Genomic DNA, 12,392 nt, shown 5'->3' with positions numbered 1-12,392 from the left:
CATTTCTACCGCCCGTACCGGCCTAACGTTTCTTGCCTTCGTAATTGTCCAGCGTATCCCGCGCAATCTCTCGCCCCAGCGCAATCAGTTCCGGCGCCTTGTAGAACTCGAAGAACCGGCACACCCGCTTGGGCACGTTGATCAGCACATCCGGCGGATAGCCGGCAATCTTGTACTGTGCCAGTGACGTCTGCATCACCTCGAAGCTCTGGTTGATCAGGTCGAGCAGCGAGGCCGGCCCGACGTTGTCGATGATGAACGAGCCGGTCGCCGACTTCGGTGCGCCTTCACGTTCGGGCGCAGCGGCGGGTTGCTGTGCCTCGGGGTCGGCAGTGTCGGCCAGCCACGGGTTGGGCGGTGCCAGCCCTTCGGCGACGATCTCCTGCTCGATGCGAATCAGCTCTTCGGCCGGCTTGCGCCGAAATGGCAGGCGCGAGCCCAGTGAGCTGAGCAGGGCGTCGAAACGCATCTTGAAGGCGGCGGGCCGCTCGATCACCGGCAACTGATACTGCTTCTGGTTGGTGGCGTTAAGATTGACCGCGATGATCAGGTCACAGTGGCTGGATACCACCGGGACGATCGGCAGCGGGTTGAGAATGCCGCCGTCGACCAGCATGCGGTTGCCCTGCATCACGGGTGTGAACAGGCTCGGTATCGCCGCCGAGGCGCGCATGGCCTGATGCAGGCAGCCTTCCTGGAACCAGATTTCCTGCTGGTTGGTAAGGTCGGTCGCTACCGCTGTGTAAGGTATGCGCAACTGCTCGATGTTCATGTCGCCGACAATTTTGCGAATCTGGCCGAACACCTTGTCACCGCGGATGGCACCAAGGCGAAAGCTGACGTCGACCAGGCGCAGCACGTCCAGGTAGTCCAGGCTTTCGATCCAGTTGCGATATTCCTCCAGTTTGCCTGCCGCGTAGATACCGCCAATCACCGCGCCCATGGAGCAGCCGGCGATGCAGGCGATGTCGTAGCCGCGCCGTTCGATTTCCTCGATCACGCCGATATGGGCATACCCACGAGCGCCTCCCGATCCCAACACCAATGCCACGCGTTTGCTCATGAGCTTTCCCCGGCTGGTACAACCATGGTCCTACAATGCACTCATCGCGGCCTGTGCTTCAATCCAGACTGCGCTGAACTACTCTAAGCAAAGCATATCGAGCCTGGCACTTTTCAGGTGTACAGGCGTCGAACAGCCACTCTTTTGACCTTTGAGGTATTACTGATGAAAGCCTGGATCTGCCTTCCATTGATTGCCCTGGCCCTTGCAGGCTGCGCGGGCAAGACCGCCTACCGCGAAAGCTGCGCGACTCAGCTGGATGGCGCCTGGAAGGAGCTGGACCTGGCCAAGGCCGAAGGGTTCGCCGGCACCGTCAGCTATTCCAAGGCCCTGTCGCTGCTGACCGGGGCCAAGACGCAGCAGCAGTTCGAAGGGTACGAAGGGTGTACCCACAAAGCCGAAAAGGCCCGCTTCTACATTCGTGAGTCGCGCGCCGGGCGCTGACCAAGGAGCATCACATGTCCGTCATGCTCGATCATGTCGTTGCCCAGTTGCTGGCCTTGCAGGTGCGTCTGCTGGCCTGTCGCGAGCGCCTGGACGCCAATACCGACAGCGAGGCCCTGCACGACCTGCGGACCACTCTGCGGCGCCTGCGCAGCCTGCTGCGGCCGCTGCAGGGGCTGCCGGGTGTGGAGCAACTGGAGGAGGCGGCCAAGTCTTTGGGTACCTTGACCACGCCTCTGCGTGATCGTGAGGTGCTGGCTGCCGAACTCATCGGGCGCGGCTATGCCGAAGCCGGGCAGTTACGCCTGGCGGAGCGCGACAGGACCTTTGCCAGCGTTGCCGCCAGCCCGCAGCTGACCCGGGTGCTGGCGATCGTCGATGCGTTCCCGCTGTTCTTGCGGGCAGCGGAACGAGAGGGGCTGGCCAAGTCGCTGGACAAGCGTGTCGACAAGCGCCTGGTCAAGCAGTGGCACAAACTGCGCGAGGCCCTGCAGGACCCCGCCCATGATCGCCATCGCTTGCGCCTGCTGATCAAGCGTGTGCGCTATGGTGATGAGGCCTATCCGCAGCTCGATCATGCCGGCAAGAAGCTGCAACGCCTGTTGAAGAAGGCCCAAGGCGATCTGGGTGATTGGCATGACCGCCTGCAGTGGTTGCTGCAGGCCAAGGACCACCCCGACCTGGCACCTTGCATGGTCGACTGGGAGCAGGAACTGCACGAGGCCGAGCGCACATCCGATGACACCCTTGATGCGCTGCAGGCCGCGGTAAAGCGGCGTCAGCCCGGCAAATGACCGATATGCGGGCTGATCGGCCGGGGTTTGCTGGCTAGTATTGGCGGTCCTTTTGCTACAGGTAAGAGCCAGGAGCCGGCCGATGAATTTCAACCAATTGCTCGAAGCCGTTCGGGAAAACCCTGACGCGGTCAGAATTCCGCCCAGCTGGGCTCAGGGGCGCGCCGTGTTCGGCGGCCTGATGGCGGCCCTGGTTTACGAAAACATGCGCCTGAAGCTCACCGATGATCGCCCGGTGCGTTCGCTGGCCATCAGCTTCGTCAGCCCGGCGGCAGCGGATGTGCCCATTCGTTTCGAGGTCGAAGTGCTGCGTGAGGGCAAGGCGGTCAGCACGCTGCTGGGTCGCGCCATTCAGGATGGTCAGGTGGTTACGCTGGTGCAGGGTAACTTCGGTGCGGGTCGGCCATCGGTGGTCGATGTTGCGGCGGCGCCCGCCGTGGAGATGAAACCGCTTGAACAAGCGGCCGCGGAGTTGCCTTACATCAAGGGCGTCACTCCGGAGTTCATGCGCCATGTCGCCTTGCGTTGGGCGGTTGGCGGTCTGCCGTTCAGCGGCAACTCGTCGCGTCACATGGGTGGTTGGGTGCGCTTGCGTGATGTTGCCCAAGAGCAGGTCAACGAGGCGCACCTGCTGGCGCTAGTGGACGCCTGGCCACCGAGCCTGTTGCCGTTCCTCAAGCAGCCGGCAGCGGGCAGTACGCTGACCTGGACCATTGAATTCATCCAGCCGACGGCGAAACTGTCCACGCTGGACTGGTGCTATTACCGTGTCGAGACCGAACATGCGCGTGACGGCTATGGCCATGCAGCGGCAGCATTGTGGAGTGCAGAAGGGGAGCTGCTGGCCTTGAGCCGGCAAACGGTCACGGTGTTCGCCTGATCATCAGCGCCGATGCTTGTGCCGTTCGCGCCACGCCTTCCACCAGGCACCGCTGAGAACGAAGCGTGGGAACGTGATGAACTGCTCGGTGAGCAGCCTCTGCACGGCGTCCTTGCGGTTGGCGAACGGTTCCGGCTGTTCGGCTTCCAGGCGATGCCCGTGGCGTTGCAGGCCCAGGCCCGCGATCAGGGCAATGACGCCGACGGCGATCTGGCCCAGGTCCAGGGCGAACAGGCCTGACAGCACCAGCAGGGCACCGAGGATGAACAGCGGTACGGCAATCAGGTGCAACACCAGGTTGGTCGGGTGCCGGTGATTGTGGTGGTAGCCACGCCATTGCCAGGCGTGCAGGTTGGTCAGTCGTTTGCTCATGGGCAGGTCCTCGCGATGTTCGTCGCGCTGTACGTTACAGGCATGCCCAAAGCTTAGTGCGGCCCCGGTTACGGGGCCAATCGAGGGTGGCTATGGCGACTATAGCTTGAGCTGGCCAATGGCTTTGCTCAGCTCGCCGGCCAGGGTCGCCAGTTGGCTGCTGGTGGTGGCCGAGCCGACGGTCTGCTGCACGGTCTGTTCGGTGACATCGCGGATGCTCACCACCGCGCGGTTCATTTCTTCGGCCACCTGGCTTTGCTGCTCGGCGGCGACGGCGATCTGCGTATTGCTCTCGCGCATCTGGGCGACCGCGCCGGTAATTTCGGCCAGTGCCGCGCCGGCCTCCTGGGCCTGGCGGACGCAGTCGTCGGCCTTGTACGAACTTTCCTGCATGAACTCCACTGCGTCGCGGGTGCCGGCTTGCAGGTCGGCAACCATTCGGGTGATTTCGTCGGTGGAGGTCTGTACGCGCTTGGCCAGGTTGCGCACTTCATCGGCAACCACGGCAAAACCACGGCCCAAGTCGCCAGCGCGGGCGGCTTCGATGGCCGCGTTGAGTGCCAGCAGGTTGGTCTGCTCGGCAATGCTGTGAATGACCCCGACCACGCTGTTGATCTTCTGGCTGTCGTCGGCGAGCTGACGAATCATTTCGGCGGTTTGCTGAACGCCGCTGGAAAGCCCGGAGATCGAATCCTGTACCCGGCTGACCACTTCCTTGCCGCTGCCGGCAAGGGTGTCGGCAGTCTGCGACAAGTCCCGAGTGGCGCCAGCATGCTGGGCAATGTGGTGCACGGTGGCCGACATTTCGTTGATCGCCGTGGCCGCCTGGTCGGTTTCGCTCTGTTGGCCGAGCATGCCGTGGCGCACGTCGTTCATGCTCGCGGCCAGGCGCGCGGCCCCGGAGTCCAGCTGCGCGGCGGTGTGGGCGACGGTGCTGACCACGCGGTGGTAAGTGGCTTGCATGGCGTTGAAGGCGCCGGCCATCTGGCCGACTTCGTCACCGCAGGCCAGGGGCACGCGGGCCGACAGGTCGCCGGTCCTCTCCACGTGCAGCATGACGTCCTTGAGGGTATTGAGCTGGCTGAGCAGGAAGCGGATCAGCAGCTGCGAGGCACCGAGCATCGCCAGCATCAGAATCAGCACGCAGAAAGCGTAGTTGCTGAAGCGGTCGAGGAACACCTGGCGCAGGCTTGGCGCGGCTGCCAGCACGGCCAGTTGCTGGTCGCCATGGCGCAGCACCTGGGCGCCGCGCAGCGGGTTGTCGCCGAGGATCCAGGCGGCCGGCAGTGCTACCCAGCCTTGTGCATTGGCCAGGGCTTCGAGATCTTCACCCGCGTAAGTCGGGGTCTGGCCGGGTAGCCAGGTGATCAGGTTGGCCTGGCGGGGCAAGGCCTGCCCGGTGGGCCAGGCGGCCAGCAGTTCGGCCTGTGCTTGCGCCTGGGCCTGGGCGGCATCGGCGCGGGCGCGTTGCTCCAGGTGCACCGCGTACAGTACAAGCAGCAAGGTCGTGACGAAGGCCACCGCGTTGACGGCCCAGAATTTGTACTTCAGGGAAATATTGCTAAGCCAGGCACCCATGGGTAGGTCTTCTCTGAGTTGAGCGGAAACATTATTGGCAAGGTGCCATCATTGTGCCCGCGCACTCGAGAACGCTTCATGACATGCGTCAAGGAAGCTGGAAGAAGGCCTTGGCCGTGGCACTGGTGTGCTGGGCGCAGTGCTCGATACTCTCGTTGCGGTGTAGCGCCACTTCGCGCAGCACCTCGGTCAGGAATGCCGGCTCGTTGCGGCTGTTCTTCGGCTTCGGCCGCAGGCTGCGTGGCAGCAGGTAAGGCGCATCGCTCTCCAACATCAGCCGGCCCTCGGCAATATTTGCCACCAGCGGATGCAGGTGGGTGCCACGACGCTCGTCACAGATCCAGCCGGTGATGCCGATGTGCAGGTCCATGTCCAGGTAGGCGAACAAGGCTTCACGCTCACCGGTAAAGCAATGCACCACGGCGGCTGGCAGGTGGTCGCGGTAATCCTTGAGGATGGCCAGCAGGCGCTCGCTGGCATCGCGTTCGTGCAGGAACACCGGCAGGCGCAGCTCGGCCGCCATCGCCAACTGGGCTTCCAGGGCCTTCTCCTGCAGTGGGCGAGGGGAGAAATCACGGTTGAAATCCAGCCCGCATTCACCCACGGCACGCACCCGTGCTTCAGCCAGGAGTTGGCGCAGTTGCCGCTCGCTGTTGCCATCCCAGGACTTGGCATCGTGAGGGTGCACGCCCGCTGTCGCGAACAGGTGCTGGCCGTCGCCATCGAGCTGCTGGCAGAGTTCCAGCGCCTGCTCGCTGACCTCCAGGCTGGTGCCGGTCAGGACCATCTGGACCACGCCGGCCTCGATGGCGCGCTCGACGATGGCGGCCTGCTGGCCGTGGAAACTGCTGTTGGTCAGGTTGACGCCGATATCGATCAGTTGCATGGTGCTACCTCGTGCCGCGGGGCGGCCAGCATAGCAAAAAGCGTGATATTCGGAAAAAACCAAGAACTTCAGGCGTTTGCCGTGGTCTTTTACCGTCATTTCTCACGACCGCGCATACCACCATGGCTGCCGCCCACCGACCACGGACACGAATTCGCATGCTGCGATACCTGCTGACCCTGTTGCTGATGCTCGGGCTGACCACGGTCGGTCCGGCCTATGCACGGCTATCGGGGCCACAGCAGAACGTGCCGGTGAACTCGGCCCGTGACCTGCAGCAGATCCGCAGTACCAAGGTGCTGCGTGTGCTGGTCAACCAGAGCCGCAACAGCTCCGGTGAGATCAAGGGCGAGCCGGTGGGTATCGAGTATTACCGCCTGCGTGGGCTTGAGCATTACCTCAATGCCCGGGCCGGCGATGGCCAGCAGATCCGCCTGAAGATCATTCCACGGGCCAAGGAGCAATTGCTCGGTGCCTTGCAGCGCGGTGAGGGTGACCTGGCCGCACCGGGCGAACTGCTTGACCCGGCCGTGACAGGTGGGGTCAACAGCAGTGCGCCGGTGCTGGACCAACTGCCGTTGCTGCTGGTCGGGCGCAAGGGGGAGCGCAGCTACACCCGTGCCGAGCAGTTATCCGGGCGTACGGTGGCATTGACCAGCGCCAGCGCGGCAGGGGCGGTGATTCAGCAGCTCAACCAGCAGCTGGCGCTGCGCAAGCGGGCGCCGATCAAGATCGAATGGGTCGATTCGACCCTGGCGGTGGAAGATGTGCTGGAGATGGTGCAGGCCGGTATCTATCCACTGACCATGGTGGAGCGCCCGATTGCCCAGCGCTGGGCCAGGGTCATGCCTAACCTGCGCCTGGACAGCCGGGTGCAGCTGGGGCAGGCACAGGCCATGCGTTGGTATGTGCGGCGTGATGCGACCATGCTGCTGGCCACGGTTGACCGCTTTCTACAGGGTTATCATGCACCGGAAAACCAGGATGCGGCCTTCGAGCGCATCTACCGGCGCCAGTACCGTGTGCACAACCCATTGGCGCGCAAGGACCGCCAGCGCTTGAACGCGCTGCGCCCGGTATTGCAGAAGCACGGTGAAGCGCAGCAGATCGACTGGTTGAACCTGGCGGCCCTGGCCTTCAAGGAGTCCACCCTGAACCCCGCGGCACGCGGCAGCGGCGGAGCACACGGCCTGATGCAGATCACCCCGTCGGCAGCGCAACGGGTGGGAGTCAGCGACACCGGCTCGGTCGATGGCAATGTCCAGGCCAGTGCGCGCTACCTGGCGCTGATCCGTCGCAAGTTCTTCGCCAGCCCGCAGATCAATGAGCGCGAGCGCATGGCGTTTGTGCTGGCGGCCTACAACCTTGGCCCGGAGCGGGTCCAGGCCATGCGCGCCGAGGCCCGCAAGCGCGGCCTCAACGGCAATCAGTGGTTCTTTCAGACCGAGCGCATCGCCATGGAGCAGGTCGGCATGGGGCCGGTCAATTTCGTCAACAGCGTCAACAAGTACTTCCTGGCGTTCAATCGCGAACGCCCGGCACTGGAGCGTGTGGTCAGTCGCTGACAAATCGATTTTGTCGATTGTTATGTTGGGTTTTTTGCGATTTTAATATTGAATGAATTGATTATTATAGCGCCCATCCCAACACAACATCCCAGTTTCAAGGACGCTTCGAAATGAACAACGCAATCAGCAAACTGCTCTCCACCCGCGCTGGCCTGGGCCTCAGCGTGATCCGCATCCTCGTCGGTGTGATCTTCATGGCGCACGGTGCGCAGAAACTGTTCGGCCTGTTCGGTGGCTACGGCCTGGAAGGCACCGGCCAATGGATGGAAAGCATCGGTCTGGCGCCGGGCTACCTGATGGCCCTGTTGTCCGGTAGCGCCGAGTTCTTCGGCGGCCTGGCCCTGGTGATCGGCCTGTTGGCACGCCCGGCAGCACTGGCGCTGACGGTGACCCTGGTGGTGGCGATCTTCTCGGTGCACATCAACAATGGCTTGTTCATGTCCAACAACGGCTATGAGTTCGCCCTGGCGCTGCTGGCCGGCACCGTGGCGGTACTGATCGAAGGCGCGGGCCGCTTGTCCCTCGACCGCCTGATCGCCCGCTGACAGATCACCAATTGCAAGCTGCAAGCCCCAAGCCGAACACATTTCAGCTTGGGGCTTGCAGCTTGCGGCTTGTCGCTCTAGCATACCGCCTGCGCCGATTTAAACAGCTACTTGCGGGGCGCAGGACTGGCCCCCTCTCCGGGTCATCCGAAATACCGCTAAAGCGCTGGTTCGGTGACGCCTCCCACCGCTGCCCAGCGGGATTCGCGAGGCGGAGAGAAACTCCATGAGTTGTCCACGTACCAGTGTCTGTTTGAGCCCACTACCAGCCAGCCAGGCTTCCCGCACACCGCGCATCCTGCTCGGTGGCCAGCATCAGCCCACGCTCTTGCGTCACCTTGAAGGCTTGTCGCGTCGCAAGGGCCAGGCCCGCGCCTTTCTTATCCAGTTTGCCGAAGACGCCTGCCGCCTGGAGCAGTTCGGCAATGATCGCTTCGACCTGGCGGTGATCCAGGCACCTGCCCGGGAAGACGCGGCCGAAGTCATTGGCCAGCTTACCCGCATCGCGCGTCAGGGCCTGATTACCCGACGCTGAGGAGCGCGCCGTTGAGCACCAACATCATCACCACGGAAGGTCACGAGGCCCTTAAGAAGGAGCTGGATCATCTGTGGCGGGTCTATCGCCCGGAAATCACCCAGAAAGTGACCTGGGCCGCTTCGCTGGGTGATCGCAGCGAGAATGCCGACTACCAGTACAACAAGAAGTTGCTGCGCGAGATCGACCGTCGGGTCCGCTATCTGCGCAAGCGCCTCGAGGACGTGAAGGTGGTCGCCTACTCGCCGCAGCAGGAAGGCAAGGTGTTCTTCGGTGCCTGGGTCGAAATCGAGAACGATGGCGGCGAGACCATGAAGTTTCGCATTGTCGGGTATGACGAGATTTATGGCCGTAACGACTATATCTCGATCGACTCGCCGATGGCCCGGGCCCTGCTCAAGAAGGAGGAGGGCGATGAAGTGCTGGTGAATACACCGACCGGTCAAGCAACCTGGTATGTGAACAGTATCGATTACGGGCAATGAATTGTTATCGCATGTACCGACGCTAAGGCCGGTACATGCAAGCATCAGGTCTCCCTCAGTACTGCCAGTGGGCTGGCATTCAAGGCTCGCTGAGTGCCCAGTACCCCGGCCCCGCCCACCAGCAGCGCCCCGACCAGCGGCAGCACCAGCAGCCACGGATGCGGGCTCCACTGCAGGTCGAACGCATAGCGATACAGCACCCAGGTTATCAACTCGCACCCCAGCGCCGCCAAGGCGCCACTGGCCGCCCCCAGCAAACCGAACTCGATGCGCCGTGCCTTGACCAACAAGGGGCGAGCGGCGCCCAGTGCCCGCAGCAAGGCACCTTGGCGAATCCGTTCGTCGAGCGTCGCCTGCAGCCCGGCGAACAACACGGCAAGCCCCGCCGCCAGCACGAACAGCAACACATATTCGACCGCCAGGGTGACCTGGGCGAGGATGCTGCGTAGCTGCTCGAGCAAGGCATCGACCTGCAGGATGGTCACCGCCGGAAACGCCCGCGACAGCGCCACCACATCCAGGTCATGGCCTGGCGCCAGATAGAAGCTGGTCAGGTAGGTGGTTGGCAGCCCCTGCAGGGTGCCCGGCTGGAAGATCATGTAGAAGTTCGGCTGAAAGCTGTCCCAATGCACGCTACGCAGGCTGCTGACCCGCGCCTGGCGCTGCTCGCCGCCGATGTCGAAGGTCAGCAAGTCGCCCAGATGCAGCTTGAGGCTGGCAGCCAGCTCGGCCTCGACCGACACGCCGGGGATTTCATCGCTGCCAGGCAACGCTTGCCACCAACTGCCTGCGCTCAGCTCATTGCCCTGAGGCAGGTCGGCCGCCCAGGTCAGGCTGAGGTCGCGTTGCACGGCTCGCTCGCCGGCGGAATCCTTGCTGACGATCTGCTGCACCGGTTGGTCGTTTATCTGAATCAGCCGGCCGGGGGTCACCGGATACAGCGGTGCCGAGTGGGCATTCACATCGTGCAGGCGCTGGGCGAACGGTTCGCGGTCAGTGGGCAGGATGTTCAGGGCAAAATGGTTGGGGGCGTCCTTGGGCAGCTGGGCCTGCCAGTTGTCGAGCAGCTCTGCCCGCAGCAGCGCAACCAGAGCCATGGCCAACAAGATCAGGCCAAAGGCCAGGGCTTGCCCGGCAGCGGCCATCGGGTGGCGCAGCAATTGGCCGAGGCCCAGGCGCCAGGCCAGAGGTGCGTCGGCGAGCGCCTTGCGCAGGCTCTGCAAGCCGAGCAGAAGCAGCCCGCCCAGCAGCAGCGCGGCGATCAGGCCGCCGCCCAGCAGGGCGAAGGTCAGTAGCAGGTCAAGGCTCAGGCGCCACATGATCAGGCCCAGGGCGAGCAGGGCGGCGCCATACACCAGCCAGCTGCTCGGTGGCACGGGCAGCAGATCGCGACGCAGTACGCGCAACGGTGGCACCTGGCCCAGCGCGGCCAGCGGCGGCAAGGCAAAGCCGGCCAGGGCCACCAGGCCGGTGGCGATGCCGGCCAGTGCCGGCAGCAGGCCTCCGGCCGGCACTTCGGTGGGCAGCAGGCCATGCAGCAGGCGGAACAGGCCCAGTTGCGCCAGCCAGCCGAGCAGGGCGCCGGCCAGGGCCGCGACCAGGCCAAGCATTGCCAGTTGCAGGCAATACAGCCCCAGTGCCTGGTGCCGCGACAGCCCCAGGCAGCGCAGCAGGGCGCTGGCATCCAGGCGGCGCGTAGCGTAGCGGCTGGCCGACAGCGCCACGGCCACGCCCGCCAGCAGCACGGCCACCAAGCTGGCCATGTTCAGGTAGCGCTCGGCTTTGCCCAGGGCACCGCCGATCTGCCGGTTGCCATCGCGGGTGTCGAGCAGGCGCTGGCTGGCGGCAAGGTTGTTTTCCACGGCCTGGCGATAGTGCGCGAGGGCTTCGGCATTGCCGCGCCACAGGTCGCGGTAGGAAACCCGGCTGCCGGGCTGGATGACCCCGGTAGCCTGCAGGTCCGCCAGGTTCATCATCACCCGGGGCGTCAGGCTGTAGAAGTTGTTGGCACGGTCTGGTTCGTAGGTCAGCACGCGGCTCATGCGCAAGGTCTTCATGCCGACGTCGATGCTGTCGCCAACCTTCAGTCCCAGGGCCGCGAGCAGGCGAGGTTCGACCCAGGCTTCTCCCGGTGCCGGGCCGCCGCCAGGAGTTTCCTCGGCGTAGGGCGCGGCGGCACTGCGCACCTGGCCGCGCAATGGATAGGCACCATCGACCGCCTTGATGCTCGAAAGCTGGATGCCGGCATCGCCGCCCACCACGCTGGTGAACTCCACGACCTGGGCATGCCGCAGCCCCAGCGCCTGGCCCTCGCTGAGCTGTTCTTCGCGGGCCGGTGCGCTGCCTTGCAATACCAGGTCGGCGCCGAGGAACTCGCTGGCGCGCAGTTGCATCGCGCCATTCAGGCGGGCGCCGAAATAGCCGATGGCGGTGCTGGCGGCCACCGCCACCAGCAGGGCAAAGAACAGTACGCGCACTTCGCTGGCGCGGATGTCGCGCAGCAGCTGGCGCAAGGCCAGGCCGCACAGGCGGGACAGCGGCATATGCTTCATCAGGCCTCCACCGGCGCCACCAGGCGGCCTGCGTCCAGGCGGATCTGGCGCCGGCAGCGGCGAGCCAGGCGCTCGTCATGGGTGACCAGCACCAAGGTGGTGCCGCGCTCCTTGTTCAGCTCGAACAGCAGGTCGCTGATACGCTCGCCGGTATGGCTGTCGAGGTTGCCGGTGGGTTCGTCTGCGAACAGCACTGCCGGTTGTGCGGCGAAGGCGCGGGCGATGGCGACCCGCTGCTGCTCGCCACCGGAAAGCTGGCGCGGGGTGTGGGCCAGGCGCTTGCCAAGGCCGACCCGCTCCAGCAGGGTGCGGGCGTGCTCGCGGGCGTCGCGCCGACCGTCCAGTTCCAGAGGTAGCATCACGTTTTCCAGGGCGTTGAGGCTGTCGAGCAGCTGGAACGACTGAAAGACGAAACCGACATGCTCGGCGCGGACCCTGGCGCGCTGGTCCTCGTCCAGCGGGCCGAGGTCGTGCCCGGCGAGGATGACCTGGCCGGCGCTGGGGCGGTCGAGGCCGGCGAGCAGCCCGAGAAGGGTCGACTTGCCCGAGCCGGAGGCGCCGACGATGGCCAAGCTGTCGCCCTGGGCAAGGTCGAGGGACAGGGCGTGGAGGATGGTCAGGTCACCTTCCGCACTGGGGACCACTTTGCTAAGGTTCTGCGCAACGAGAATGCTGGGGCCCATGGAGAAT

Annotated in this window: 13 protein-coding genes; 7 read left to right on the top strand and 6 right to left on the bottom strand. The window is 64.5% G+C overall.

Features of this window, described 5'->3' with window-relative positions; translation table 11 throughout:
* Positions 1-22 precede the first annotated feature (22 nt).
* A complete protein-coding gene (locus ACOKS3_RS19525) occupies positions 23-1,063 on the bottom strand; it encodes a patatin-like phospholipase family protein (RefSeq protein ID WP_103448166.1) in 1,041 nt (346 codons plus the stop codon).
* A 165-nt stretch (positions 1,064-1,228) separates the two neighbouring features.
* Between ACOKS3_RS19525 and ACOKS3_RS19520 the strand changes: the two genes are divergently transcribed.
* From ACOKS3_RS19520 to ACOKS3_RS19510, 3 genes are all read left to right on the top strand, one after another.
* Entirely contained in the window at positions 1,229-1,507 is a 279-nt protein-coding gene (locus ACOKS3_RS19520; RefSeq protein ID WP_103448165.1) for a hypothetical protein, read from the top strand.
* Between the two features lie 14 nt (positions 1,508-1,521).
* The gene (locus ACOKS3_RS19515; RefSeq protein WP_103448164.1) at positions 1,522-2,301 is read left to right on the top strand and encodes a CHAD domain-containing protein; all 780 of its coding nucleotides are present in this window, start codon (positions 1,522-1,524) and stop codon (positions 2,299-2,301) included.
* A gap of 82 nt (positions 2,302-2,383) precedes the next feature.
* Entirely contained in the window at positions 2,384-3,181 is a 798-nt protein-coding gene (locus tag ACOKS3_RS19510) for an acyl-CoA thioesterase (protein WP_103448163.1), read from the top strand.
* Positions 3,182-3,184: 3 nt separating this feature from the next.
* On the opposite strand, the gene ACOKS3_RS19505 is transcribed toward ACOKS3_RS19510, so the two are convergent.
* The 3 genes from ACOKS3_RS19505 to ACOKS3_RS19495 form a co-directional block, all read right to left on the bottom strand.
* Positions 3,185-3,553 (bottom strand): Mpo1-like protein, encoded by a 369-nt coding sequence (locus ACOKS3_RS19505; RefSeq protein ID WP_103448162.1) that lies wholly within the window; start codon positions 3,551-3,553, stop codon positions 3,185-3,187.
* A 99-nt stretch (positions 3,554-3,652) separates the two neighbouring features.
* Positions 3,653-5,131: a methyl-accepting chemotaxis protein gene (locus tag ACOKS3_RS19500; RefSeq protein ID WP_103448161.1), complete on the bottom strand. Its 1,479-nt coding sequence runs from the start codon at positions 5,129-5,131 to the stop codon at positions 3,653-3,655.
* Positions 5,132-5,219: 88 nt separating this feature from the next.
* Positions 5,220-6,017 carry a TatD family hydrolase gene (locus ACOKS3_RS19495; protein ID WP_422763907.1) on the bottom strand — a complete coding sequence of 266 codons (798 nt, stop codon included), beginning with the start codon at positions 6,015-6,017 and terminating at the stop codon, positions 5,220-5,222.
* Positions 6,018-6,175: 158 nt separating this feature from the next.
* Here ACOKS3_RS19495 and ACOKS3_RS19490 point away from each other — a divergent pair, with 158 nt between their 5' ends.
* The 4 genes from ACOKS3_RS19490 (at position 6,176) to greB (ending at position 9,150) form a co-directional block, all read left to right on the top strand.
* Positions 6,176-7,582, top strand: coding sequence for an MltF family protein (locus tag ACOKS3_RS19490; RefSeq protein ID WP_422763906.1), 1,407 nt, complete (start codon positions 6,176-6,178; stop codon positions 7,580-7,582).
* A gap of 113 nt (positions 7,583-7,695) precedes the next feature.
* A complete protein-coding gene (locus tag ACOKS3_RS19485; protein WP_159409591.1) occupies positions 7,696-8,130 on the top strand; it encodes a DoxX family protein in 435 nt (144 codons plus the stop codon).
* 226 nt (positions 8,131-8,356) lie between these two features.
* Positions 8,357-8,665 (top strand): hypothetical protein, encoded by a 309-nt coding sequence (locus ACOKS3_RS19480; RefSeq protein WP_103448157.1) that lies wholly within the window; start codon positions 8,357-8,359, stop codon positions 8,663-8,665.
* Positions 8,666-8,676: 11 nt separating this feature from the next.
* Positions 8,677-9,150: a transcription elongation factor GreB gene (greB, locus tag ACOKS3_RS19475; RefSeq protein ID WP_103448156.1), complete on the top strand. Its 474-nt coding sequence runs from the start codon at positions 8,677-8,679 to the stop codon at positions 9,148-9,150.
* A gap of 44 nt (positions 9,151-9,194) precedes the next feature.
* Here the strand turns inward: greB and ACOKS3_RS19470 are convergent, their stop codons facing one another.
* Together ACOKS3_RS19470 and ACOKS3_RS19465 are read right to left on the bottom strand one after the other, a co-directional pair.
* Positions 9,195-11,702, bottom strand: a complete 2,508-nt coding sequence (locus ACOKS3_RS19470; RefSeq protein ID WP_422763905.1) for an ABC transporter permease — start codon at positions 11,700-11,702, stop codon at positions 9,195-9,197.
* Positions 11,702-12,385, bottom strand: coding sequence for an ABC transporter ATP-binding protein (locus ACOKS3_RS19465; protein ID WP_103448154.1), 684 nt, complete (start codon positions 12,383-12,385; stop codon positions 11,702-11,704). The genes ACOKS3_RS19470 and ACOKS3_RS19465 overlap by 1 nt, the downstream gene beginning before the upstream one ends.
* Positions 12,386-12,392 lie beyond the last annotated feature (7 nt).

The sequence above is a fragment of the Pseudomonas sp. HS6-2 genome (genome assembly GCF_049325675.2).
GTDB lineage: Bacteria > Pseudomonadota > Gammaproteobacteria > Pseudomonadales > Pseudomonadaceae > Aquipseudomonas > Aquipseudomonas putida_N.
The sequence above is the reverse complement of the archived record's forward strand: the minus strand, read 5'-3'. Positions and strand labels throughout refer to the sequence as shown.